Annotated in this window: 21 protein-coding genes; 19 read left to right on the top strand and 2 right to left on the bottom strand. The window is 59.0% G+C overall.

Features of this window, described 5'->3' with window-relative positions; all coding sequences use genetic code 11:
- Positions 1–86 precede the first annotated feature (86 nt).
- The 6 genes from EV586_RS05820 to EV586_RS05845 are packed head-to-tail and all read left to right on the top strand — an operon-like array spanning position 87 to position 6,250.
- Positions 87–1,097 (top strand): NAD-dependent 4,6-dehydratase LegB, encoded by a 1,011-nt coding sequence (locus EV586_RS05820; protein ID WP_132944137.1) that lies wholly within the window; start codon positions 87–89, stop codon positions 1,095–1,097.
- Positions 1,094–2,269, top strand: coding sequence for a LegC family aminotransferase (locus EV586_RS05825; protein WP_132944138.1), 1,176 nt, complete (start codon positions 1,094–1,096; stop codon positions 2,267–2,269). The genes EV586_RS05820 and EV586_RS05825 overlap by 4 nt, the downstream gene beginning before the upstream one ends.
- Complete coding sequence (gene neuC / locus EV586_RS05830) at positions 2,256–3,422, top strand: UDP-N-acetylglucosamine 2-epimerase (RefSeq protein WP_132944139.1); 1,167 nt, start codon at positions 2,256–2,258, stop codon at positions 3,420–3,422. Before EV586_RS05825 ends, neuC begins: the two co-directional genes overlap by 14 nt.
- A complete protein-coding gene (gene neuB, locus EV586_RS05835; RefSeq protein WP_132944140.1) occupies positions 3,419–4,486 on the top strand; it encodes an N-acetylneuraminate synthase in 1,068 nt (355 codons plus the stop codon). The genes neuC and neuB overlap by 4 nt, the downstream gene beginning before the upstream one ends.
- Before the next feature lie 23 nt (positions 4,487–4,509).
- Positions 4,510–5,568, top strand: a complete 1,059-nt coding sequence (locus tag EV586_RS05840) for a nucleotidyltransferase family protein (RefSeq protein ID WP_132944141.1) — start codon at positions 4,510–4,512, stop codon at positions 5,566–5,568.
- Positions 5,555–6,250, top strand: a complete 696-nt coding sequence (locus EV586_RS05845) for an acylneuraminate cytidylyltransferase family protein (protein WP_132944142.1) — start codon at positions 5,555–5,557, stop codon at positions 6,248–6,250. Before EV586_RS05840 ends, EV586_RS05845 begins: the two co-directional genes overlap by 14 nt.
- A gap of 73 nt (positions 6,251–6,323) precedes the next feature.
- On the opposite strand, the gene EV586_RS05850 is transcribed toward EV586_RS05845, so the two are convergent.
- Together EV586_RS05850 and EV586_RS05855 are read right to left on the bottom strand one after the other, a co-directional pair.
- A complete protein-coding gene (locus tag EV586_RS05850) occupies positions 6,324–6,716 on the bottom strand; it encodes a hypothetical protein (RefSeq protein WP_132944143.1) in 393 nt (130 codons plus the stop codon).
- Positions 6,717–6,745: 29 nt separating this feature from the next.
- Positions 6,746–7,045, bottom strand: coding sequence for a hypothetical protein (locus EV586_RS05855; protein WP_132944144.1), 300 nt, complete (start codon positions 7,043–7,045; stop codon positions 6,746–6,748).
- A gap of 139 nt (positions 7,046–7,184) precedes the next feature.
- On the opposite strand from EV586_RS05855, the gene EV586_RS05860 reads away from it, so the two are divergent.
- The 13 genes from EV586_RS05860 (at position 7,185) to glmM (ending at position 23,732) form a co-directional block, all read left to right on the top strand.
- A complete protein-coding gene (locus EV586_RS05860) occupies positions 7,185–8,318 on the top strand; it encodes a metallophosphoesterase family protein (protein WP_165898349.1) in 1,134 nt (377 codons plus the stop codon).
- Positions 8,315–10,825, top strand: coding sequence for an ATP-binding protein (locus tag EV586_RS05865; RefSeq protein ID WP_132944146.1), 2,511 nt, complete (start codon positions 8,315–8,317; stop codon positions 10,823–10,825). The genes EV586_RS05860 and EV586_RS05865 overlap by 4 nt, the downstream gene beginning before the upstream one ends.
- A gap of 50 nt (positions 10,826–10,875) precedes the next feature.
- Entirely contained in the window at positions 10,876–11,775 is a 900-nt protein-coding gene (gene rocF / locus EV586_RS05870) for an arginase (RefSeq protein ID WP_132944147.1), read from the top strand.
- Between the two features lie 687 nt (positions 11,776–12,462).
- Positions 12,463–13,926 carry a cohesin domain-containing protein gene (locus EV586_RS05875; RefSeq protein ID WP_132944148.1) on the top strand — a complete coding sequence of 488 codons (1,464 nt, stop codon included), beginning with the start codon at positions 12,463–12,465 and terminating at the stop codon, positions 13,924–13,926.
- A gap of 296 nt (positions 13,927–14,222) precedes the next feature.
- Entirely contained in the window at positions 14,223–14,924 is a 702-nt protein-coding gene (locus EV586_RS05880; RefSeq protein ID WP_132944149.1) for a phosphoadenylyl-sulfate reductase, read from the top strand.
- A gap of 85 nt (positions 14,925–15,009) precedes the next feature.
- Complete coding sequence (locus EV586_RS05885; protein WP_132944150.1) at positions 15,010–15,780, top strand: sulfite exporter TauE/SafE family protein; 771 nt, start codon at positions 15,010–15,012, stop codon at positions 15,778–15,780.
- A 14-nt stretch (positions 15,781–15,794) separates the two neighbouring features.
- On the top strand, positions 15,795–16,967 hold the full coding sequence (gene sat / locus EV586_RS05890) for a sulfate adenylyltransferase (protein WP_132944151.1): 1,173 nt from the start codon (positions 15,795–15,797) through the stop codon (positions 16,965–16,967).
- Positions 16,968–17,148: 181 nt separating this feature from the next.
- Positions 17,149–17,715 (top strand): RNA polymerase sigma factor SigW, encoded by a 567-nt coding sequence (sigW, locus tag EV586_RS05895; RefSeq protein ID WP_132944152.1) that lies wholly within the window; start codon positions 17,149–17,151, stop codon positions 17,713–17,715.
- A gap of 14 nt (positions 17,716–17,729) precedes the next feature.
- On the top strand, positions 17,730–18,344 hold the full coding sequence (locus EV586_RS05900) for a zf-HC2 domain-containing protein (protein WP_165898351.1): 615 nt from the start codon (positions 17,730–17,732) through the stop codon (positions 18,342–18,344).
- A 313-nt stretch (positions 18,345–18,657) separates the two neighbouring features.
- Positions 18,658–19,902: an MFS transporter gene (locus EV586_RS05905; protein WP_132944154.1), complete on the top strand. Its 1,245-nt coding sequence runs from the start codon at positions 18,658–18,660 to the stop codon at positions 19,900–19,902.
- Between the two features lie 217 nt (positions 19,903–20,119).
- Positions 20,120–20,944 (top strand): diadenylate cyclase CdaA, encoded by an 825-nt coding sequence (gene cdaA, locus EV586_RS05910; protein ID WP_279388272.1) that lies wholly within the window; start codon positions 20,120–20,122, stop codon positions 20,942–20,944.
- Positions 20,944–22,152, top strand: coding sequence for a CdaR family protein (locus EV586_RS05915; RefSeq protein ID WP_132944155.1), 1,209 nt, complete (start codon positions 20,944–20,946; stop codon positions 22,150–22,152). Before cdaA ends, EV586_RS05915 begins: the two co-directional genes overlap by 1 nt.
- A 227-nt stretch (positions 22,153–22,379) precedes the next feature.
- On the top strand, positions 22,380–23,732 hold the full coding sequence (gene glmM, locus EV586_RS05920; RefSeq protein ID WP_132944156.1) for a phosphoglucosamine mutase: 1,353 nt from the start codon (positions 22,380–22,382) through the stop codon (positions 23,730–23,732).
- Positions 23,733–24,126: the final 394 nt, after the last annotated feature.

A 24,126-nucleotide genomic window follows, 5' to 3' on the forward strand; every position in this document is an offset into this window, starting at 1 on the left:
GCAGTGGATATGTGCATAACTCTGTGGATAAGCGTGGATCACTGTGGATTGACTGTGGAAAACGAGACGATGAGGATGGATGAGCGGTGGATTTGAACAACAAAAAGATTCTGGTGACCGGTGCGGACGGCTTTATCGGCTCCCACCTCACCGAAGAGTTGGTGCGGCGCGGCCATGATGTGCGCGCGTTTGTTTACTACAACTCGTTTAACTCGTGGGGATGGCTTGACCACTCTCCGCAAGCGATTCGGGGGAGCCTCGATGTTTTTGCGGGTGACATCCGCGACCCGTACGGGGTGAAGCAGGCGATGCAAGGCTGTGATGTCGTCTTGCATCTGGCGGCCTTGATCGCCATTCCCTACTCGTACCATTCGCCGGACACCTATGTGGACACCAACGTCAAAGGCACGTTGAACATCGTGCAGGCAGCCCGCGAACTGGGTGTGCAAAAAGTTGTCCACACCTCGACGTCCGAAGTGTACGGCACGGCAAGATTCGTCCCGATCACCGAAGAGCATCCGCTGCAAGGGCAGTCGCCGTACTCGGCGAGCAAGATCGGGGCCGATCAGATGGCGATGTCGTTCTACAGTTCCTTTGACACGCCGGTCTCGATCATCCGACCGTTCAACACCTACGGCCCGCGTCAGTCGGCCCGCGCGATCATCCCGACGGTGATCACGCAGATTGCCAATGGCAAGCGCACGCTGAAGCTCGGCTCGCTGCACCCGACCCGCGATTTCAACTATGTGAAAGACACGGTCGACGGGTTCATCGCCGTCGCCGAGTCGGACCGGTCGGTCGGCGAAGTGATCAACATCGGCAGCAACTTCGAGATCTCGATCGGCGAGACGGTGGAACTGATCGCCGAAGTGATGGGCGCGAAGGTGGAGATCGAGACGGAAGCGGCGCGCCTGCGCCCGGAAAAGTCGGAAGTCGAGCGCCTCTGGGCAGCCAACGCGAAAGCAAAGGAGCTGCTCGGCTGGCAGCCGAAGTACGGCGGTCGCGAAGGCTTCAAGCGCGGTCTGCTCGAGACGGCCGAATGGTTCACCAATCCTGATCACCTGAAAGGCTACAAAGCCGATCTCTACAACATATGATGATCCCTCTTCTTATCGAAAAATTGCGGTCGGTGCTGCCTGCAGACCGTTCGTTCATCGCCTTGCACGAGCCGAATTTTCAAGGCCATGAATGGGACTATGTCAAAGAATGCCTCGACACCGGCTGGGTGTCGTCGGTCGGCAAGTATGTCGATCTGTTTGAACAACAACTCGCCGCTTACACGGGCGTTCATCATGCGGTCGCCGTCGTCAACGGAACGGCCGCCCTGCACATCTCGCTCTTGCTCGTCGGCGTCGAAGCGGGGGACGAAGTGCTGATGCCGACTTTGACCTTCATCGCGACGGCGAACGCGGTGACCTACTGCGGCGCCATCCCGCATTTTGTGGACAGCGAGGAGCGCACCCTTGGACTCGACCCGCGCAAGCTGGACGCCTATCTGGCGGAGATCGCCGAGGTGCGCGGGGACGGCTGCTTCAACAAGCAGACCGGACGGAGGATCAAAGCGGTCGTGCCGATGCACACGTTCGGCCATCCTGTCGATCTCGATCCTCTGCTCGACCTGTGCGAACGCTACCAGCTGGAGCTGGTCGAGGACGCGGCCGAATCGCTCGGCTCGTTCTACAAAGGCAAACACACCGGCGGTTTCGGACGCATCGCAGCATTGTCCTTTAACGGCAACAAAGTGATCACCACCGGCGGAGGCGGGGCGATATTGACGAACGACCCCGGGCTGGCCCAACGCGCCAAGCATTTGACCACGACGGCGAAAGTGCCGCACAAGTGGGAGTACAACCACGATGCGGTCGGCTACAACTACCGCCTGCCCAACTTGAACGCGGCGCTCGGCTGTGCGCAGTTGGAGCAACTGCCCGGCTTTTTGGAGCAGAAGCGGGCGCTTGCGCAGCATTATCAGGAAGCTTTGCAAGACATGGCCGGTCTCACGTTTGTCACCGAGCCTGATTTTGCAACGAGCAATTACTGGCTGAACGCGATCGTGTTGGACGAAGCGCAGGCGCAACTGCGCGACGAACTGCTCAAGGCGACCAATGAGCAAGGCATCATGACCCGTCCGTTCTGGACGGGCATGCACAAGCTGCCGATGTTTGCGCAGTGTCCGCGCATGGACTTGGCGGTCGCGGAGAGTTTGGAGCGGCGCACGATCAACATCCCGAGCAGCACCTTTTTGGGAGGACGACATGACGAAGCGTAAAATCTGCGTGGTCACCGGAACCCGCGCTGAATACGGCTTGTTGTATTGGCTGATGAAAGAGATTCAAGCCGACCCGGAGCTGCAACTGCAGACGATCGTCACCGGCATGCATCTGTCGCCAGAGTTTGGATTGACGTATAAAGTGATGGAGCAGGACGGCTTTCCGATTAACGAAAAAGTGGAAATGCTGCTGTCGAGCGACACGCCCGTAGGCATCGCCAAATCGCTGGGGCTGGCTACCATCGGTTTCGCCGATGCGCTCGATCGCTTGCAACCGGATGTGCTGGTCGTGCTCGGCGACCGCTACGAGATCTTGGCGGCGGTGCAGGCCGCACTGGTCGCACGGATTCCGATCGCGCATTTGCACGGCGGAGAGCTGACCGAAGGCGCTGTCGATGAAGCGATCCGCCATGCGGTGACCAAGATGTCGCACCTGCACTATACGGCGGCCGAAGTGTACCGCGAGCGGGTGATCCGTTTGGGCGAAGCTCCGGAGCGGGTGCTGAACTTTGGGGCGCCTGGGTTGGACAACATCGTACGGCTGCCCTTGCTCTCGCGGGAAGCGTTTGAAGCGTCGATCGATTTCCGGCTTGGCGACGTGAACTTGCTGGTCACCTATCACCCGGCGACGCTGGCGGCAGGCGGGTCGGAAGTGGCGATGACCGAGCTGCTCACGGCGCTCGACTCTTTTCCGCAAGCGAAGATCCTGTTCACCAAGCCCAATTCGGACGCGGACAGCCGGATCATCGGGTACCTGATCGATGAGTATGCCCAAGCGCAAGGCGACCGGGCATTTGTTGCCACCTCGCTCGGCCAACTGCGCTACCTCAGCGCGATCAAGCACTGCGACGCGGTGATCGGGAACTCCTCGAGTGGACTGTACGAAGTGCCTTTGTTCAAGAAGCCGACGGTCAACATCGGGGACCGGCAGCGCGGACGCCTGCGCCCAGATTCGGTGATCGACTGCGGCGAATCGGCAGACGATGTGACGCAGGCGATCCGGCAGGCATTGTCGCCGTCTTTTCAGGAGCAACTTGCCCACGTCACCTCGCCATTTGGCGCAGGGGATGCATCGGTCAAGATCAAAGAGCACCTGAAGCAAGTCAACCTGGACGGAATCGTGATGAAAACATTTTACGAGGTGGAGAGATGACGAGAACCTACATCCTTGCCGAAGCGGGGGTCAACCACAACGGCTCGCTCGACCTTGCCAAACAACTGATCGACGCGGCAGTCGAAGCGGGAGCGGACGCTGTCAAGTTCCAAACTTTCAAAACGGAAAAGCTCGTCTCCAAAGCCGCCGAGAAAGCGGAGTACCAGAAAGAGACGACCGGCGCACAAGAGTCGCAGTACGAGATGATCAAAAAGTTAGAGCTGGATGAAGACGCGCACCGGGTGCTGATCGAGCATTGCGGGCGGCGCGGGATTCAATTTTTGTCCACGCCGTTCGACATGGACAGCGTCGACCTGCTGGCCGGCACATTCGACCTGCCGCGCTTGAAAGCGCCGTCCGGGGAGATCACCAATGCGCCGCTGCTCCTGAAGATGGCGCGCACCGGCAAGCCGATCATCGTCTCGACCGGGATGAGCACGCTCGGCGAAGTCGAGACGGCGCTCGGGGTGCTGGCATACGGCTATCTTGGCGGGGATGAGCCTTCCGCCGAGGCGTTCCAAGCGGCCTATGCAGCGGAAGCCGGCCAACGCATGCTGCAGGAAAAAGTCACCCTGTTGCATTGCACGACCGAATATCCAACGCCTTACGGAGATGTCAACCTGCGGGCGATGGACGCGATGGGGCAGGCGTTTGGGTTGCCGGTCGGTTATTCCGATCATACCCAAGGCATCGCCGTGCCGATCGCGGCGGCGGCGCGCGGGGCGGTGCTGATCGAAAAGCACTTCACCCTCGACCGCACCTTGCCGGGGCCGGACCATCAAGCGTCACTGGAACCTGATGAGTTAAAAGCGATGGTCGACGGCATCCGCCAGATCGAAGCGGCGCTTGGCGTCGCCGTCAAAGTGCCGGTCGCGTCCGAGTTGAAGAACAAGCCGGTGGCGCGCAAGAGCCTCGTCGCGGCCCGGGCAATCGCCAAAGGGGAACTGTTCACCGCCGAGAACGTTACCGTCAAGCGGCCCGGCACCGGGAAATCGCCGCTTTACTTCTGGGACGTGCTGGGCCGAACGGCCGAACGCGACTATCAGGAAGAAGACCCGATCTAAACGGAAGCAAAGGGAGTGTTGACATGAAAAACTGGAGACAGATTCTGATCCCCCCGTCTGCTTCCATCCTGCGCGCGATCGAGACGATCGACCAAGGGGCGTTGCAGATCGCGCTGATCACCGATGCGGCCGGCCGGCTGCTCGGCACCGTGACCGACGGCGATGTACGGCGCGGGATCTTGCGCGGCGTGGCGCTGGATCGGGACGTGGCGGAGATCATGAACACCGCGCCGATCACCGCGTCTTCGCAAGACACGCAAGAAACCATTTTGGCAACGATGAAGCAGCGCCGCCTGCAGCAGATCCCGATCCTCGACCGCGACGGTCTGGTCATCGGGGTGCAGGTGCTGGCCGACCTGCTGCGCGCCGGGCAAAAGGACAACTGGGTCGTCCTGATGGCGGGCGGTCTCGGTACACGGCTGGCACCGCTGACCAACGAAACGCCGAAGCCGCTGTTGAAAGTCGGCACGAAGCCGCTGCTCGAGACGATCATGCAGAACTTCATCGAATACGGGTTCCACAAATTCTACCTCTCCGTCAACTACAAGGCGGAGATGATCCGTGACTATTTCGGCGATGGTTCGCGCTTCGGCGTCGAGATCCGCTACGTCCACGAGGAAAAGCGCATGGGCACCGCCGGTGCTTTGTCGCTGCTGCCGGAGCGTCCGGAAGAGACTTTCTTCGTGATGAACGGGGATCTGCTGACCAAAGTCAACTTCCAGCAACTGCTCGACTTCCATCACGAGCATGGCGCGACGGGGACGATGTGTGTGCGGGAGTACGATTTCCAGATCCCGTACGGCGTGGTGAAAACGGACAAGCACCGCCTGCAAGGGATCGTCGAGAAGCCGGTCGAGCACTTCTTCGTCAATGCGGGGATCTACGTCTTAGAGCCGGAGTGCATCGACCTGATCCCGCAAGACAGCTTTTACGACATGCCGAGCCTGTTCGAGCAGCTGATCGGGCGGCAGAGCGAGACGAGCGTCTTCCCGATCCGCGAATACTGGATGGACATCGGCCAGATCGCCGATTACGAGCGGGCGAACGGCGAGTTCGCCGAGGTGTTCCTTGATCGGGGCTAAGCGCGTGCTCGCGGTGATCCCGGCGCGGGGCGGCTCCAAAGGCGTCCCGCGCAAAAACATCCGCGAGCTTGCGGGCAAGCCGCTCCTCGCCTGGTCGATCGAAGCGGCCCGGCAGTCCAAGTATATCGACCGTGTGATCCTGTCTTCCGATGACCCGGAAATCATCGAAACGGCTCAAGCTTGGGGCTGCGAAGTCCCATTCATCCGCCCGGCGGAGCTGGCCGCCGACGATACCCCCGGCATCGACCCGATCCTGCATGCCCTCAGCCAAGTGCCCGGCTATGACTACGTCATCCTGCTCCAGCCGACGTCGCCGCTGCGCACTGCGGAGGACATCGACGCCTGTGTCGAGCAACTGCTGCGCGCCGCGGCACCCTGTTGCGTCACCGTCACCGAGCCTGCCAAAAGCCCCTACTGGATGTACACCCTGCAGGCAAACAACGCCATGCAGCCGCTCATCCAGCAAGAGCTCGTCACCCGCCGCCAAGACCTCCCTAAGGCGTTCGCTTTAAACGGAGCTGTCTACGTGGCGGAAGCGGAGTGGCTGAAGCGGACGAAAAGCTTCCTCACAGAAGAAACGGTCGCCCACATTATGCCCAGCGACCGCTCCTTCGACATCGACACAGAGCTCGACCTCTTCTTAGCCGAAGCTCTTCTAAAACAACGAGTGGCTCAAAGGTAACTCGGGGGAGGGCGGGACCACCCAGCCAATCTGACCACCAAAAAACGCTGCCCCCATGGGCAGCGTCCTTCTTTTAAAGAATCTGGTTGAAAGTAAGCAAAATCGAGATCAAAATCGTCACGACCGCCGCCACCAAAAACGTAGCGTCACGGCCCTTCTCCGCGAGCTCGACCTTATCCCGCGCGTTCTTCTCCTCATCCTCGGCCCGCAGCTCCGCGACATCCTCCGGCGTCTTGCCCTTCGGAATGATCGCCGGCAGATTGTACCGCCTGCGGAACGAGAACAGCCGCGAGAAAATCACCACACCGAGGATCAAAAGCAACAGCCCAATCTGAAAAAGCGAATTCGATAAGTGCTCTGCAAAACTCGCCAACCCGTCCGGCCGATACTTAATCCAGACATACACCGCTACGACAACCGTCGCGATCAGCCCGATGTACAGCCCCCGCCTCAAACCTCTGCCCATCCTGCACCACCCTTCCTCATGCCACGACCCTACAGGTCGTAAATGCTCTCCACTTCTACCGTCTCAAAGCGGGTCGTATGCTCCTCCCCGCCCTGACGGTACCCTACTTCATAATATTCATACGTTCGTTCCACCAACCGGATATCGGTCACCCCGTAGTCGGTCATCAACAGCGCCACCAAGTCGGTTTTCGCCTCGGCCGCTTCCTCATCCGCCACGATCAGTTCGATCGCTTCCATCTGCGCCCACGACAAGAGCAGCAGATCGATATCGTTAACCGGCTCCACCTCAAGCAATGGATCGATGTTCGTATTGTTCGAATCGGTCACGTCTGTCACATCCTTTCCTGCAATGCCAATCTTCCATCTATCTTACCACATTTTTGCGCCGGTTAGCCCTGCCGCACAGGAAAACGAACGCCCGAGTGAGAAGTCATTAAGGAGACACACAACGAAAGGAGCTTGGACGATGCGCGAAGTGGTTCGAATCATGCAAGCGGGCGATCTGCACCTCGGCACGCCGTTTTCCGGAAGCGGGTTTCCGGTCGAAAAGGCGCGCAAAAGACGGCGCGAACTGCTCGGCACCTTCCGCAAACTGGTGGAAGCGGTCGTGGAGCAGAAGGCGGAGCTGTTGCTGCTCACCGGCGATGTCTTCGAAGCCGATTGGGTCTCGGAAGCAGAAGTCGCCGAAGTGCGCCAACTGCTTGCCGGGCTCAACCGTCCCGTGCTGATCACGCCGGGCAACCATGACTGTCTGCAACCGGGCGGCCCCTATTCCTTCGGGGATTGGCCCGACAATGTCCATATCTTCGGCCCGCAAGTGGAGGCCGTTTCATTTGAAGCGTACCATCTCACCGTACACGGCTACGGCTATGGAGCCAGATGGCTCAAGGAAAATCCCTTCCGCAACTACCGCGTCCCCGAAGACGGCGGCCTGCACATCGTAATGATCCACGGCTCCTTCGACGCGCCTGAAGGTACTCCGTACCTGCCGATCAGCGCCGCAGAAGTCAAAAACATCGGCGCCGACTACGCCGCATTCGGCCATTACCACCAAGCCAGCGTGTTGCTTGACCAAGCCGGTCTGATGCAGGCGGCCTATGCCGGGTCGCTGGAGCCGCTCGGCTACGACGAACCGGGCGAACACGGCGCCTTCCTGCTCGAAGTCACCCGTGGCGGGGCGCGCGTCGAATGGCTGCCCCTCGCACAGCGAGCGTACTGCAGCCTCGAAGTCGACATCAGCGGCGCCCAATCCCTTTTTGACATCGTCGAAAAAGTCAACACAGTGGTGCCCGCCGCGTCCAAAGGCCGCGACCTGCTCGACATCACCTTGAGCGGGGCACTCGATCCGGGACTGATTCTCGACCGCGAAGATCTCCTCGAGCGCCTGCAAGACATCGCCTATCACTTGCGCCTCGTCGATGACACCCATCCTGACATCGACGGCGACGCCTTTGCCGCGCATTCTGCGCAAGGCCGCTACGTGGCGCGGCTTCGCGAGCGGCTGGAAAGCGAAACGGACGAAGCGAAACGCCGCACCCTCGAACGGGCTCTGCAACTCGGCCTGCTCGCCTACGAACGCGGCAAGGTGGTGAACACATGAAGATCCTCAAAGCACAGATCGACGGTTTCGGCCGCTACAGCGGGGTGACCTTCTCTTTCGACCACGGCCTGAACATCATCTACGGCCCGAACGAAGCGGGCAAATCCACTCTGCAGCAGTTTCTCGTCGCCATGCTCTACGGCATGAAAAAGCCGGGACGCAAGCGCGCCGTCTACTTAGAAGAAGAAGCCAAATACCGCCCCTGGCAGGGCAGCCCCTACGGCGGCATTCTCTGGGTCGAGCAGGAAGGCGTCACCTACCGCATCGAGCGCTCGCTGCGCAAAGAAGACGAGTGGGTGCGCGTCTATCGGCAGGACACCGGCGAAGAGGTCACCAAGCGCTTTGCGGTCGATTCTAACAAAGAGCTCGCTTTCGCCAAAGAGCTGACCGGCGCGGACCGGGAGCTTTTTGTCAACACGCTGTGCATCGGGCCGGTCGATGAGCGCGAGCGGGCGTCGTGGCTGCGGGAAAGCGTGCGCCACTCCCAAGGGGGAGCTGCGGAAGAGCTGATCATCCCCGAGCAGTCGCGCATCCGCGATGCCGAAGAAGCGATCGCCAAGCGCCTCGAAGCGATCGGCACCGAGCGCGCGCCGACGAAACCGCTCGGCCTCGCGCTCAAACAGCGCGAGGAGCTGATCAAAGCCTATCAGGACGCGCTCGCCCAAGAGCATTCCCAGCGCGACGCCCGCCTGAACGCAGAAGGCGAAGCGGCGGAGTGGCAGGAAGCTGTCCACGACGAGCAGCGCCTGCGCCGCGAGCTGGGGGAACAGCTCGCCCTGTACCTCAACGTGCAGGAAGCACGCCGCGGCGAACTGGCCGGGCGGCTGTTGCAGTTGGAGGAGGCGCTAGAAGCCAACGCTGCCCTCGCGCCGCTCGGCATCGGCGAAGACGCCTTCCGCGACGTGCAGCAAGACTTCCAGCGCCTCGTCACCGCGAAGCAGGAGACCGACTCCTACCAAAAACGCCTGCAAGTGCTGGAAGAAGAATCTCGCACGGCTGCCCAATACGCCGCCCAGCACAAGGGAATGGATGAAAGCAAACTCTCCCAGATGGAACAGACGGCCAGCCGCCTGGAGTGGTACGAAACGCATACCGAGCAGGGAGCCGCCCCGCGCGACGCCGCAGAGCTGGAAGACCTCGAAGTGCGCCACACCACAGCGCATCGCAGCTTCCTGCTCGGCGTGGCCGCCACGGTGATCGCCATCCCGCTGACTTTTTGGCAGCTCTACATCGGCATCTTGCTGCTCCTCGCCTTGTTTTTCACCGCCTCGTCTTATGTATCGAAAGGCAAGCTGGCGGCGGAGATCGAGAAATGGAAGCAGGGGCAGAAAAGCACCGAGCTGGAGCAGGAGGCGATGTCGGCCGAGCAGGAGCGCCTGGAAGCGTCCCTGCAGCAGCAGCTCGCCGACTTCGGCGTCGACACCCCGCGCCAGTTCCGCCAAAAGTGGAACGACCTGCTCAAAGCGCGCCAGCAAGTCGCCTTGTACGACAAGCAGTTCCAATGGCTCCATGGCGAACTCAACCGCGCCAACTCCGAGCGCGACATCATCGCCCGCCGCGTCTTGCGCGTCATCGGCGGCGAAGAGTCGCAGGCGGCGTCCTACGACAACGACGCCTTGCGCCGCGAGATCGAGACATGGGAAGCGCGCTTCGCCGAATCCCGCCGCCGCAAAGAGCAGGCTCTGGTCTGGGAGCGCGAACAGGCCGACTTGCAGCACGAGCTGCAACTGCTCGACAAAGACCTCCAGCGCTATGTCGAGATCGCCGACCAGCTCGGCATCCGGCCTGCGCCGCCTTCGCTGTTGCTGCAGGAGACGGTGAGCGGCGAGGAAGTGGAGCGCCGGTACGAGGCATGGCGGACGGCCGATCGCGTTTTGCTGGAGAAAAAGTCCACCTATGCGGCCGCCAGCACCCGCTACGAGACGCTGCAGGAAGGGGCGGCTGCACCGGCCGATCTGCTCTTGGAGAAGGAGCGGGCCGAAGCGGCGCTGCAAAGCATCGCCGAAGAGCGGGAAGCGCTGTTGATCGCACAGGAGCTGTGGAGCGAAGTGAAAGAAGAGCTCTACCAGGCGATCGCGCCGCGCTTTGCCGGCGGGTTGTCCGAAGTGACCGCGCGGATCACCGGCGGGCGCTATCAGGAAGTCTACCTCGACCGCGAAGAGGCGATCACGACGATCTCGCCCGACTCCGGCTACACGGTGGAGCTATCCTCCTTGTCGGCGGGCACGATGGACCAGATCACCTTCGCGCTCGGCTTTGCTCTCTCCGGCTGGATGATCCCGGGCGGCGAGCAACTGCCGCTGCTGCTCGACGAGCCGTTCCGCCGCTATGACGACGGACGACTCGACGCGGTGTATGACGTGCTGCTGGAAGAGGCGGACAACCGCCAGATCTTCCTCTTCACCTGCCGCGAGCAGGAAGTCGAGCGCCTGCAGCAACTCGGCGGCGGCCGGACGGGCTTCGTCGATTTAAAAGTTGAAAAATATGGTATGATAAAGAGGACATAATAAGCTTTGTTCTACATACCAGCACCATGCTAAAAAGGGGGACCACATCGATGAAGAAGACGGTAAGCATCATCGGCGTCCCGATGGACCTCGGCCAAGGCCGCCGCGGCGTCGACATGGGGCCGTTCGCGATCCGCTATGCCAGCGTGAAAGAGCGCATCGAACGCCTCGGACTGACGGTGAAAGACCAAGGCAACATCCATGTGCCGACGGCGGAGACGCACGACATCGAGAACCAGAAGCTGAAATACCTGCCGGAAGTGGCGCGTGTCTCGGAAGACCTCGCATCGAAAGTGAGCGACACGATGGCACAAGGCCATTTCCCGGTCATCCTGGGCGGCGACCACTCGATCTCGATCGGCTCGATCGCGGGCATCGCAAAGCACTTCAAGAAGCTCGGCGTGATCTGGTTTGACGCGCACGGCGACATGAATACCGAAGACACCACGCCGTCGGGCAACATCCACGGCATGCCGCTTGCGACCTGCATCGGCGACGGCAATGAGAAGTTGGTCAACATCGCCGGGTACGCGCCGAAGCTGCGCCCGGAGAACGTCGTCATCGTCGGCGCGCGCTCGATCGACCCGGATGAGCGCGAACTGATCAAAAAGCACGGCATCACCTGTTTCACCATGCATGAGATCGACAAGCTGGGCATCGCGAAAGTGATGGAAGAAGCGATCCGCATCGCCTCGAACGGCACGGACGGCATCCACTTGTCGCTCGACCTCGACTCGATCGACCCGGACATGTGCCCGGGCGTCGGCACCCCGGTGCTCGGCGGCGTCACCTACCGCGAAGGCCACCTCGCGATGGAGATGCTCTACCAGTCGGGCAAAGTCGTCTCCTGTGACCTCGTCGAAGTCAACCCGATCCTCGACGAACACAACATCACCGCCCGCACCGCCGTCGACCTGCTCTGCTCGCTGCTCGGCGAATCGGTGATGTAATTTCAAACACCAGAAAGGCACCCGGAATGGGTGCTTTTTTTGTTTGTAAAAGCACGATCAAAACAGCTTTGGATTGATCTAATAGAAATATTTGTATAATATTAATTGGATTAGTATGAATATTTTAACGGAGGATGGTTTCTAATGAGATCCAGTCACAAAGTCACATGCACCGCAATTTCTCTGTTCCTGTTGCTTTCACCTGCGTCTGTCTTTGCGGAAGGGGGAACACAGGTCGATCTAACCACAGGCGGCAGCGCCACAGCAAACTCGGTATCACCAGTAGATGGATATACTGATTATAAGCCCGAGTATGCGTTTGACGATGTCGTCTCAGGTACCTATAACATCTGGAAGTCGAATCGAGAAAAAACATCATGGCTGCAATATGAGTTCCCATCTCCCAAACGAGTTAGCGCGTACACGCTGATGTGGCCGATTATGGTTTCTCAGTGGACGACTGCCCACATGCCCAATACCTGGCGATTTGAAGCTTGGGATGAAGAATCAGGTGTGTGGGTGGTCCTTGACACTCAAAATGCCGTTACGGGTTGGGTTGCCGGTTCAAAACGCACGTACCAAATCACAAATACACGATTCTTTAGGGTATATCGCATTTATATTACAGCCTCGAACTATGCGACTTACGATCGATACAATCCATACAACGCGATTGGCGAAATGGAGATGTTAGGTGATCCGCTGGACTCGCCCTTGCAACTCGACATCGACACGACGAGAGCAACCATCTACGGTGGCCAGCTCTTTGAGACGTACGTCGTCTCGCGCAACGCGACCAGTCTGGCCGTCGAGGAAGCGACGGTGGCATACGATTCCAACCTCTACGAGTTCGTATCGGTCACCCCACAGCCCGGATTCCAAATTACCAGTCAGGACACCTCCACGCCGGGGCAGCTACGCTTCAGCCTGACCAGCCCGGGTGCCGCTTTTAACACCACGGGCGAGACCAAACTGCTCAAACTGACCTTCCGCGCCAAGGAACAAGCGGGTGCTGGACGTATCGAAACCACAGCAGGCTCCGGCACGTTCACTTCCGGCACGCAGATCGTCGCATCGCTAGGCAGTGAAACGATCACCGTCAATGTCAAAACGGCAGACGTCAACCTCGACGGCTCGGTCACCACGGCCGACTTGGCGATGGCCGCCTACGCACATGGCGGGGCGCCCCTTGCCGGATATGCCCGCGCTGACGTGAACAAGGACGGCACGGTCGACTTCGCCGACCTCAACCTGATCAGCCAGGCGTTGGAACCCACTCCGTTCCTGAACGGAGGCACCGGCTACACCCTCGACCTCACGCAAAGCGGAGACGTGTCGGCCAGCTCTTCGCATCCAAAGACGCAGTATTATCTGCCATACTACGCTTTTGACGGCGATGTCACCTCTAATTACTATTGGAATGCAGGCGCGTACGTGAATAAAGGTTGGCTGATGTATGACTTCAAGATTCCGCAACGGATCGGCAAATACTCATTAATGTGGCAAACGCTCGTCGGCTTCGAGAGCTACATGCCGAAAAGCTGGACCTTCGAAGGTTATGACGAGGCGCAAGGGAAATGGATGGTACTGGACACGCAGAAAGACAAAACGACTTGGCTGACCGGAGTTCGGCAGTTTTTTGACTTCCCGAATAGCAATGCCTACAAACAGTACCGAATTAACATCTCCGCAGCCAATCATTCCACCTATGTCGGCGTCGGTGAAATGGAGATGTACGGTAAACTCGACTCTCACCCGGAGCTCGGAATCGAGAGCGTAGCAGATACAGTCACAGCAGGTACCGCTTTTGAATCCTATATCGTCGTGACAAACGGCAATGCCATGCACGCGGAAGACGCCAAGGTCAGCTACGACAGCTCGCTCTTCGAGTTCGTCAGCGCCGTACCTGTAGCCACGGGCACCGAGATCGTCCGCCAAGACACCGCCACACCGGGCCAACTGCGCCTGACCCTTGCCAATACCGGGTCTCAAAACGCAGTCAACGCCGGCCAACTGGTCAAGCTGACCTTCCAAGCCAAACCTGGCGCCACAGGCACCGGCAACATCGAAGTGCAAAGCGGAACGGCAGCCACTGCGACCGGGGCTGAGATCGCTCCCCTCACTTCCGGGGCCTCGATCACCGTACAATAAACGAAAACACCAGAAAAGCACCCGGAATGGGTGCTTTTTTGATTGACGGAAAATGGGTGAGGGTTTATACTCGTTTTATCAAATACCATTAATCCGATTCGGAAATGCGGGATTGGACGCTTGCCCGTTTTGGGAACCCTTCGCCCGTGTCGTGTATATGTTAAAACAGGGTTGGAGGTAGGCATTCGTCATCCCGATGCGGAAGGGACTGCTATTTATGTCCCTGTGATAAGGAATCCTTATTCGGAACATAAGGGTTGATTATTCATCGAGATTGCAGGAGGAGAGTGTAGAGGATGAGCACGAAGTCGTTTGTTTTGTCCGCAGAGGAAGTAGCACGCTTGAATGAAGAGTACCTGAACAAAAGCCCGGAAGAGATCTTGCAGCTGGCTTTTGAAAAAGTGGAGAACATCGCGTTTGCCTGCAGCTTCGGCGCTGAAGACGTGGCGATTGTCGACATGATCGTCAAAATCAAGCCGGACGCGAAGATTTTCTATCTCGATACGGACCTCCTGTTTGCAGAAACGTACGAGGTGCGCGACCGCATCCTTGAAAAATACAGCGCCAACCTGATCAAATACTCCCCGCTGCTGACGTTGGAAGAGCAGTCCGACCGGCATGGTGCCGAGCTGTGGAAGAGCGACCCGAACGGCTGCTGCGGCATCCGCAAAGTCGAGCCGCTGCAGCGCGCGCTGGGCGAGCTGGATGCCTGGATCACCGGGATTCGCCGCGAGCAGTCGCCGACCCGTGCGGAAGCGGGCGTCGTCGAGCTCGACACCAAGTTCAACCTCATCAAATTCAACCCGATCGTCATGTGGTCTGATAAACAAGTCTGGGATTACATCACCGCAAACGATGTGCCGTACAACAAAATGCACGACCAAGGATATCCGTCCATCGGCTGCACCCACTGCACCCGCTCGGTCAAGCCGGGCGAAGACCCGCGCGCTGGCCGCTGGGCCGGACATGAGAAGACGGAGTGCGGCTTGCACCAATAAACGCACCGGACGCGGCCAGAGAGAGCGCTCACCCCGTCGCCGCTGCACATCCTTGCGTTTTTGCCTTGCGACAGGAGGTTGTTGAATGAGTTGGGAAGTATCGTTGGGCGGTTTCGTCGTCGGATTGCTGATCGGATTGACGGGGATGGGCGGGGGTCTGGTGATGACTCCGATGATGATCTTTCTCTTTGGGGTGTCGCCGACCGTGGCGGTCGGCACCGACTTGCTCTACGCGTCGATCACAAAGATATTTGGCGGGTACCAGCACTGGCGTCAGAAGACGGTCGACTGGACGGTCGTCAAGCTGCTCTCGATCGGGAGCGTGCCGGGCGCCTTTCTCGGCTCGATGACGATCCTGTACCTGCAGAGTTTATATGTGGACAGCGTGGAAGGCATCGTCGGCCGCATGCTCGGCTTCACCTACCTGCTGATCGCGTTCGTGATGATCTTCCGCATGTTCAAGAAGCAGAAGACGGCGGCAGACAACGGGGAGCCGATCAAGCCGGATAAGAAAAAGATGATCACGCTCGGACTGATCGGCGGCTTTATCGTCGGTCTGACCTCCGTCGGCTCCGGGACGCTGTTCATGGCCTTCCTGCTGCTGATCTATCCGGTCGCGGCGTCCCGTCTGGTCGGCACCGACATCGTGCAGGCCGTGCTGGTCACCGGCGTCGCCGGAATCGCCCACCTGGCGATCGGCAACGTCAACCTGCCGCTGGTCGGCTTCCTGCTGCTCGGCTCGATCCCGGGCATTCTGATCGGCAGCCGCATGTCGCTGAAAATACCGGAGCTGGCTGTGCGCTCCTGTCTCTTTTTGATGATCTTCTTGTCCGGATTCAAGATGCTGTTTAATTGAGGAGGTCTGTACGAGTGAATGGACTGATTGCGCCACATGGCGGAACATTGATCAACCGCGTGCTGAGAGGCGAGCAGCGCGCAGAACAGCTGAAAATCGCCGCCAGCGCGAAAGAAGTCGCGCTGGACGCGTTTGCGCTGTCCGACTTGGAACTGATTGCAAACGGCGCGTTTTCGCCATTGACCGGTTTTATGGGCCAGGCGGACTATGCTTCTGTCGTCGAAACGATGCGCCTGGCCGATGGCACCGTTTGGAGTTTGCCGATCACGCTGCCGGTGTCTGAAGAGACGGCGGGCGGAATTGGGATCGGGGAAACTGTCGCGCTGGTCGGCGCAGACGGCGTGACCTACGGCACGCTGGAAGTCACCGAGAAATTCACCCCGGACAAAACCCGCGAGGCACAAAAGGTCTACCGCACCACCGACACCGCGCACCCGGGCGTGGCGAAGCTGTATGCCCGTCCGAACGTCTACCTCGCCGGGCCGGTCTGGCTGATCGAAAAGAAGGCCGATCATGAGTTCCGGGAGTTCCGCTTCGACCCGCAAGAAACCCGCGCCTTGTTCGCGGAAAAAGGCTGGCGCAGCGTCGTCGGGTTCCAAACGCGTAACCCGGTGCACCGCGCCCATGAATACATCCAAAAATGCGCCTTGGAGATCGTCGATGGCCTGTTCCTGAACCCGCTGGTCGGCGAAACGAAATCGGACGACATCCCGGCCGATGTGCGCATGGAAAGCTACCAGGTGCTCCTCGAGAACTACTACCCGCAAGCGCGCGTCGCGCTGGGCGTGTTCCCGGCGGCGATGCGCTATGCCGGCCCGCGGGAAGCGATCTTCCACGCGCTGGTGCGCAAGAACTTTGGCTGCACGCACTTCATCGTCGGGCGCGACCATGCCGGTGTCGGCGACTACTACGGCACCTACGACGCCCAGGAGATCTTCCGCAACTTCACCGCCGAAGAGCTCGGCATCCAGCCGCTGAACTTCGAGCACAGCTTCTACTGCACCAAGTGCGGTTCGATGGCTTCGACCAAGACCTGCCCGCACGAGAAAGCGGACCACCTCACGCTGTCCGGCACCAAAGTCCGCGAGAAGCTCCGCGCCGGGGAAAGCCTCCCCATCGAGTTCACCCGCCCGGAGGTCGCCGACGTGCTGATCCGCGGTCTGCGTGAAAAAGCTGTTGTCAAGTAAGGCGCTGAACCTGCGTGCAAAGACCGATGTCCTTTTGGGGCATCGGTCTTTTTTCCTTGGGGAACTGCTATTCAGTAGCAGGAATTATTTAGCAAGCAGGGAAATGAAAAAGAACATGAAACTTTTTCGGCGCGAGTTCGTATGTACAGACAGCCGGAACTAAAGACGGCGGAGGAACGTAATGGAACTGATAGAACAGCGTATCGTAAAACGGGCTCAAAAAGGCGACCGCCTGGCATTTGCGGAGCTGGTCGAACTGTACAAAGACAAGTTGTTCAACCTGGGCTACCGCATGCTCGGCAATCCGCAGGAAGCGGAAGACATCGCACAAGAGGCGTTTTTGCGGGCGTATGCGCACCTGAACAAGTACAACGCGAATCACAAGTTTTCGACCTGGATCTACCGCATCGCGACCAATCTGTGCATCGACCGCATCCGCAAGAAAAAGGCGGACTACTCGCTCGATGCCGAAGTGGACGGGATCGAAGGAGGCGACATGTATTCGCGGCTGAAGGCGCCCGGCGACACGCCGGAGCAGGAAGCGGTGCGCAACGAAGCGCGTCAGGAGGTGCAGGCGGCGATCGAAGCCCTGCCTGACAACTACCGCACAGCCGTGATTCTGAAATATATGCACGACCTGTCTCTGCAGGAGATCAGTGAAATACTCGAGGTGCCGGTTTCGACAGTCAAGACGCGCATCCATCGCGGACGCGAGGCACTGCGTGCCTGTCTCCGGCCGATGCAATAGGGAGGTGCCCATACGTGAGCTGCCAAGAACATAGCGAAGAACTGCTTCATCGGTATCTGGATGAAGAGATGAGCGTAGCCGAGCGCACCGATTTTGAAGCACACCTCGCCGCCTGCGAGCGCTGCCTGACCCACTTCACGGAGGTGGGCTCGACGATCCAACGCCTCGAAGGCGGCGAATGGCACAAGGCGCCGGCCGGCTTTACGGAAAGCGTGCTCGCCAAGCTGGAGCACGTCGCGCCGCCGCGCCGCAACTGGCGCGTGCCGATCATGAAGTACAGCGGCATCGCAGCGGCCGTCCTGCTCGTGTTCGGGCTCGGCGCATCGTTTGCAACGCCGGAGGAGTTCGCGTTGCAAGCCAACCACACCGACGGGCTGATCATCACGGACGGCAAAGTGATCGTGCCCGAAGGCAGTGAATACAACGGCGATCTCGTCATCCAAAACGGCGACATCGAAGTGCGCGGCAAAGTCAACGGCAACGTCACCGCACTGAACGGCCAAGTGCATCTCGCCCGCAGCGCCGGGGCCGACATCTCCGGCGAAGTGGCCGAAGTGGACGAAGCGTTTGAGAAGATCGGCTATTATTTGAAAGAAATCTTTCGCGACCTGTTCGGAAAAGGCCGATAACGCATAAAAATCCTCTCTTCCTGCATCGGCGGGCGGAGGGGATTTTTATTTTCATTCAAGATTTCTTAGGAAGGAAGTCTAATAGTTCAGATCGTACTTATAATTAAAGAAAAGGGTTTATGCAGACCTGTGGAAAAAGGATGACAGGTTCGTCCCTTCTATTGTATAATTTTAAATGCAAGAAGAAACCATCTTAACGTCGGCTTTACTTGTTTGGGAAATTTTGAAAAATATTTTCACAAGTTTGCAAATGTGTTGACGGGGTCGTTGGGGATACAAGTAAGAAAGAAAACTGAAAAGTAGGTGGGTACTTATGGCTACCAGTATCTGGAGGACGCCGCGGTTCCTGTTCTACGCGACGGGGAGTATTGTGAACAACCTCGGCAACCAGCTGTATTTTCTGGTGTTGCCGTTGATGGTCTACAGCATGACACACTCGGCGTTGAACATGAGTGTGATGGCCGTCTGTGAAGCGCTGCCACAGGTGCTTTTATCCTTATTTGCCGGGGCGTTGGTCGACAGGCTGTCCAGGCGGACGGTGATCTTCAGTGCGCTATGCTTCCAAGCGGTGTGCTGCTCGATGATTCCGATCTTGTATTTCACAGACCTGTTACAGGTGTGGATGCTGTACATTCTTGGCACGATGCTGTCGATCGGGCAGATCTTCCTGCGCTCCGCCGAATTCGCGGCAGTGCCGGCGATGTTTCCCGACCGCAAGCTGGAAGCGAGTGCAGGGCTTTCGTCCTGCTTTACGGCGACGACGATTATGGGGCCGCTGCTGGCCGGTCTGCTGATCGCATCGCTTGAATATCCGACGTTGCTCGTGATCAATTCGCTGACCTACTTCGCACCGATCCTGCTCTGCTTGTGGAGCCGGATCCCGCATGAGAATATGGGCGGGGTGCGCTCGGCCCGCCAGGTGCTGACCGACACGAAAAACGGCTTGCGCTTCATCCTCAGCAGCCGGATCCTCGTTTCGATCGCGCTGGTGATGGGGCTATCCAATTTTGCGGACAGCGGCATCTTAACTGTGGTGCTGTTCCATCTCAAACATGAGCTGACGAAGCCCGACAATTACATATCCTTCGTGCTGATGGTCAACGGCCTCGGCATGCTGGTCGGCACGTTTGTGCCGCAGAAGTTCAAATGGCTCGCCAAAGGCAAGATGATGTTCGCAGCGCTGTTGATCAACAATATCGGGGTGGCGATGTTCCTGCTGCCCGTCACGTGGATCGCACCGTTTGCTTTGTTCACCGGTTCGATCGGCGGCATGATGCTGCACATCGCCTATACGGTTTTGATTCAAGAGTCGGTGCCCAACGATATGCTGGGCCGGGTCAATGGCGCGATGCGCACGCTGATCCTGATCACCTTCCCGCTATCCACGTCGATGCTTGGCTCGATCACCGGGTTCTTCGGTTCGGTAACAGCTTTTATCACGGCGGTCTCATTATCGATCATTCCGCTTCTGATCATTCTGCGCGGCCCGGTCTTCCGCTTCTCGCAGCAGCAGCTGCAGGAAGATCTGCTCAGCAGCCAAGCCAAAGTCATCTCGTAAACAGCTCCCTCGGGGGCTGTTTTTTCAATTTCTTGTTCATCTTATTAGTAGATACGCAACGCGGGCCAAGGCTCTGGGGGCATGACAATTTTTCGAAAACCTGTAAAAGGAGATACTACCCCTCTAGCGAATGAAATAGAATAGATTATGCATGCAATGTTTGGCATGGGAACGGACATAGTAAGCAAGAGATTTTGAAAGGCAGTAGGTGGCTCCTTTGCAGAATTCCTTTTCACAACTGATAGGCGGGTTCAGCCTGTTTGACGCGCTGGACATCCTGATCGTTGCTTTTGTGCTGTACAAGATGATCCAGCTCATTCGCGGCACGAGAGCGGTGCAACTGCTCAAAGGGATCGTGGTGATCCTTTTGGCTACCGGGGTGAGCAGCGCGCTGCAGCTCAATGCGCTGAACTGGCTGCTGGATAAGATTTTGACGATCGGCCTGTTTGCGATCCCGGTCGTGTTTCAGCCGGAGCTGCGCCGCGGGCTGGAGCAGCTCGGACGCGGCAAGTTTTTCTCCTGGAGCTCGACGGCGATGCTGGAGGAGGAGGACATCCCGAAGATGATCTCCGAAGTGACGAAAGCCACGCAGGTGCTTTCGAAAAACAAGATCGGCGCTTTGGTCGTCATCGAGCGCGAAACGGGACTCAGCGACTATTACGAGTCGGGGATTCCGATCGGTGCGGTCGTCTCGTCGGAGCTGTTGATCAACATCTTCATCCCGAATACGCCGCTGCATGACGGAGCGGTGATGATGCGCGGCAATCGGATCGTGGCGGCGTCGTGCTTCCTGCCGCTGTCCGACTCAACGCGGATCGCCAAGGAGCTCGGCACGCGCCACCGCGCGGGGATCGGGATCACCGAGGTCTCCGATGCGCTGGTCGTGATCGTGTCGGAGGAGACTGGCACCATCTCGGTCGCCGTCAACGGCGACATCACGCGCAACCTCGATGAGCAGTCGTTCCGCGAGCTGTTGACCACGCATCTGGCGCCGGCGAAACAGTCGGGCTTCTCGCTGTTTGGCAGAAAGGCGGGGTCTTGATGATGGATCGTTTTCTGCGCAACAACACGGTGGTCAAGATCCTGTCGGCGGTGCTTGCGATCCTGCTCTGGCTGATCGTGCAGCAGTCGGACGAGACCGGCACACAGTCCGGATTGACCGCCCAGCCGCAGCAGCAGTTGGAGAAAAACGTGGTCGTGCTGTACGACGAGCAGAACTACTACCTGGTCAAAGCCCCGAAAGTCACCTTGACCTTGCGCGGCTCCTACCTCGACATCATGAACGCTGTGGCGCAAGGCGACGCGATCAAGGCGGTCGCCGATGCGTCCAAGCTCGGCGTCGGCACGCATGAGGTGCCCGTTTACGTGCACGGGGCGCCGGCAGGGGTGTCGATCGAAAGCGCCTCCGTGCAGATCGAGCTGGAGGCGGTGGAGAACCGCGAGTTCCCGATCGAGCTGCGCATGGAAGGGAAGCCGGGCGAAGGCATGGTGGCGGGCGACGCGCTCGTCTCGCCGAAGACGGTGATCGTCACCGGGGCCAAGTCGGCGCTGAACAGCATCGACCAGGTGGTCGCGACGATTTCGCTGGATGAAGCGAAAGAAGTGATCCAGACCTCGGTGCCGCTGACGGCGGTGAACAAGAAAGGCGACCCGGTGCAAGGCGTGCGCCTCTCCCGCGACCGGGTGGAAGTGAACATCCCGATCGTCAAGCCGTCCAAGTCGGTGCCTTTGCGACTGCAGTTCAAAGGCGACCTCGCGCCGGGCTATGCGGTGCAGGAAGTGAAGCAGTCCGGCACGGTGACGATCTTCGGCACGGCGAACGCGCTGGCGGAGATCGACTCCTACCCGGCGCCGGTGATCGACCTGACCGGGATGAACAAGACGACGAAACTGACGCTGAAACTCGCACAGGTGGAAGGCGTGACCGAGGTGCAGCCGACCGAAGTGCAGGTCGAAGTCGTGGTCGTCGCAGCTGCCAAGCGGACGTTTGACAACATCGAAGTCAAAGTCACCGGGCTGAAAGCAGGGGAGAGCTACAAGGTCCTCGGCACCACCGAACGCGTGTCGGTCACCGTCGAAGGAGCGAAGAGCAAGCTCGACGCTTTGACGGCACAGGACATCAACGCATTCCTCGACCTGACCAACCAGCCGGGCGGCGAAGGCGAGATGCGCGTGCAAGTGAACTCGCCGAATTTCGTCAAAACGCTGGAAGTCACCCCGCCAACCTTGAAGCTGGAGATCCAAAAGTAGATCGTGCGCCGGAGCCGGTAAGGTCCCTCCGGCGCTTTTTTTCAGAAAGGGTGCAACCAAACGTTGGGCTCGTGCGTCATATAAGAGGTTGAAAGTTCATACATTCAGAGACACGTTGCACGGGCAAGGTGGAGGAAAAGATAGGGTATTGTGCAGAACGCCGTTCTGTGTGACAATAAATAAATTGAGAGTGAGTACCATTTTCTCAGTGAAGGAGCTATCGTTTCGTGGCGCAATATTTTGGAACTGACGGAGTTCGCGGTGTAGCCAACCTCGAACTGACCCCTGAATTGGCATATAAGTTGGGCCGTGCCGGTGCGCACGTCCTGACACAAGGCATCGATAAAGAACGCGCCAAGATCGCGGTGGGCAAAGACACCCGCATCTCGGGCGATATGTTAGAAGCAGCACTGATCGCAGGTATCATGTCGGTCGGCGTCGACGTTGTGCGCCTCGGCATCATCCCCACGCCGGGCGTGGCCTACCTGACCCGCTCGCTGGAGGCGGATGCGGGCGTGATGATCTCCGCATCGCACAACCCGGTGCCGGACAACGGGATCAAATTCTTCGGCGGCGACGGTTACAAACTGACCGACGCGCAAGAAGCGGAATTCGAGCGCCTGCTCGACGCGGCGGTCGACGAACTGCCCCGTCCGACGGGCGAAAAAGTCGGCCGGGTCTACGAAGAAGTAGATGCAGGCCGGTTGTTCACCGAGTTTCAGAAGTCGACGATCCGCAACCGTTTTGACGGCGTGAAGGTCGTGCTCGACTGCGGCAATGGTGCTGCGTCCTTCGTGGCGGCCGACGTGTTCCGCTCGCTCGGGGCAGAAGTCATTTCGATCTTCTCCGAGCCGACCGGCACGAACATCAACGTCGGCTGCGGCTCGACGCACCCGGAAGTGGTGCGCGAGGCGGTGCTCGAACACCAAGCGGCGCTCGGCCTATCCTTTGATGGCGATGCTGACAGACTGATCGCAGTCGATGAGCTCGGCAACATCGTCGACGGCGACTACGTGATGGCGATCCTCGCCACCGCGCTCAAACAGCGCGGCGAGCTGGAAGGCGACACGGTGGTGGCGACGGTGATGTCGAACATCGGCTTCCTGAAGGCGATGCGCGAACAGGAGATCCACGTGGTCAAGACGGCAGTCGGCGACCGCTACGTGATGGAAGCGATGAAGGCGGACGGCTTCGTCCTCGGCGGCGAGCAGTCCGGCCACATCATCATGCTCCAGCACAACACCACCGGCGACGGTCTGCTGACCGCGCTGCACCTGGCCGACATCATGGTTGAGTCCAAGCGGCCGATGAGCGCGCTGCGCAGCGTCATGCAAAGCTTCCCGCAGATCATGGTCAACGTGCGTGTGGCGACCAAAGACGGCTGGAAAGAGAACGCGAAGATCGCCGCGGCGATCCAGCGCGTCGAAGAGATCCTCGGCGCGGACGGCCGCGTGCTGGTGCGTCCGTCCGGTACGGAGCCCTTGATTCGCGTGATGGCAGAAGGCCCGGAAGAAGAGTCCCTGCGCCGCTACGTGAACGAAATTGCCGATGTGGTGCGCGAGGAACAAGGCGAGAAATAGAAGAGATGGAAAAAGGGCAGGGTGTGTACCCGCTTCCGGTGCACACCGAACCACCCTTTTGGCTGTTCGTGCATATATTCTTTGTAGGAGGTGATGCGGGGCGAGAGATGAGCGTTGTGCAAGACAGCAAGACCTATTTTTCAAAAAGCGCCTGAACTGGACGCACGGACGGAAACAGCGATCCAGTTGACGAGGTGGAGGAGTATCGAAAATCGGCGGATGCCTCCCGGTGTATAGCCGCACCGAAAGAGCGTTTTCGAAATCCGGCAGGTGACTGGCGGGACAAGAGATGCTTTGGCTACAACTGAGCGTTTAACAAAAAACAGGACAAACTGTTTGTGGCTGCTTATGAACCGTTTTCATAAGCCTGATTTCCTATTGCCTTAGATAGGCG

It is taken from the genome of Tumebacillus sp. BK434 (genome assembly GCF_004340785.1).
Taxonomy (GTDB): domain Bacteria; phylum Bacillota; class Bacilli; order Tumebacillales; family Tumebacillaceae; genus Tumebacillus_A.

What these genes read in the sequence shown, in the direction of transcription:
- EV586_RS05825 (WP_132944138.1), top strand. Translation starts at nt 1,094, where the DNA reads ATGATGATCCCTCTTCTTATCGAAAAATTGCGGTCGGTGCTGCCTGCA.
- neuC (WP_132944139.1), top strand. Translation starts at nt 2,256, where the DNA reads ATGACGAAGCGTAAAATCTGCGTGGTCACCGGAACCCGCGCTGAATAC.
- neuB (WP_132944140.1), top strand. Translation starts at nt 3,419, where the DNA reads ATGACGAGAACCTACATCCTTGCCGAAGCGGGGGTCAACCACAACGGC.
- EV586_RS05840 (WP_132944141.1), top strand. Translation starts at nt 4,510, where the DNA reads ATGAAAAACTGGAGACAGATTCTGATCCCCCCGTCTGCTTCCATCCTG.
- EV586_RS05850 (WP_132944143.1), bottom strand. Translation starts at nt 6,716, where the DNA reads ATGGGCAGAGGTTTGAGGCGGGGGCTGTACATCGGGCTGATCGCGACG.
- EV586_RS05860 (WP_165898349.1), top strand. Translation starts at nt 7,185, where the DNA reads ATGCGCGAAGTGGTTCGAATCATGCAAGCGGGCGATCTGCACCTCGGC.
- EV586_RS05865 (WP_132944146.1), top strand. Translation starts at nt 8,315, where the DNA reads ATGAAGATCCTCAAAGCACAGATCGACGGTTTCGGCCGCTACAGCGGG.
- rocF (WP_132944147.1), top strand. Translation starts at nt 10,876, where the DNA reads ATGAAGAAGACGGTAAGCATCATCGGCGTCCCGATGGACCTCGGCCAA.
- EV586_RS05875 (WP_132944148.1), top strand. Translation starts at nt 12,463, where the DNA reads ATGTTAGGTGATCCGCTGGACTCGCCCTTGCAACTCGACATCGACACG.
- EV586_RS05880 (WP_132944149.1), top strand. Translation starts at nt 14,223, where the DNA reads ATGAGCACGAAGTCGTTTGTTTTGTCCGCAGAGGAAGTAGCACGCTTG.
- EV586_RS05885 (WP_132944150.1), top strand. Translation starts at nt 15,010, where the DNA reads ATGAGTTGGGAAGTATCGTTGGGCGGTTTCGTCGTCGGATTGCTGATC.
- sigW (WP_132944152.1), top strand. Translation starts at nt 17,149, where the DNA reads ATGGAACTGATAGAACAGCGTATCGTAAAACGGGCTCAAAAAGGCGAC.
- EV586_RS05905 (WP_132944154.1), top strand. Translation starts at nt 18,658, where the DNA reads ATGGCTACCAGTATCTGGAGGACGCCGCGGTTCCTGTTCTACGCGACG.
- EV586_RS05915 (WP_132944155.1), top strand. Translation starts at nt 20,944, where the DNA reads ATGATGGATCGTTTTCTGCGCAACAACACGGTGGTCAAGATCCTGTCG.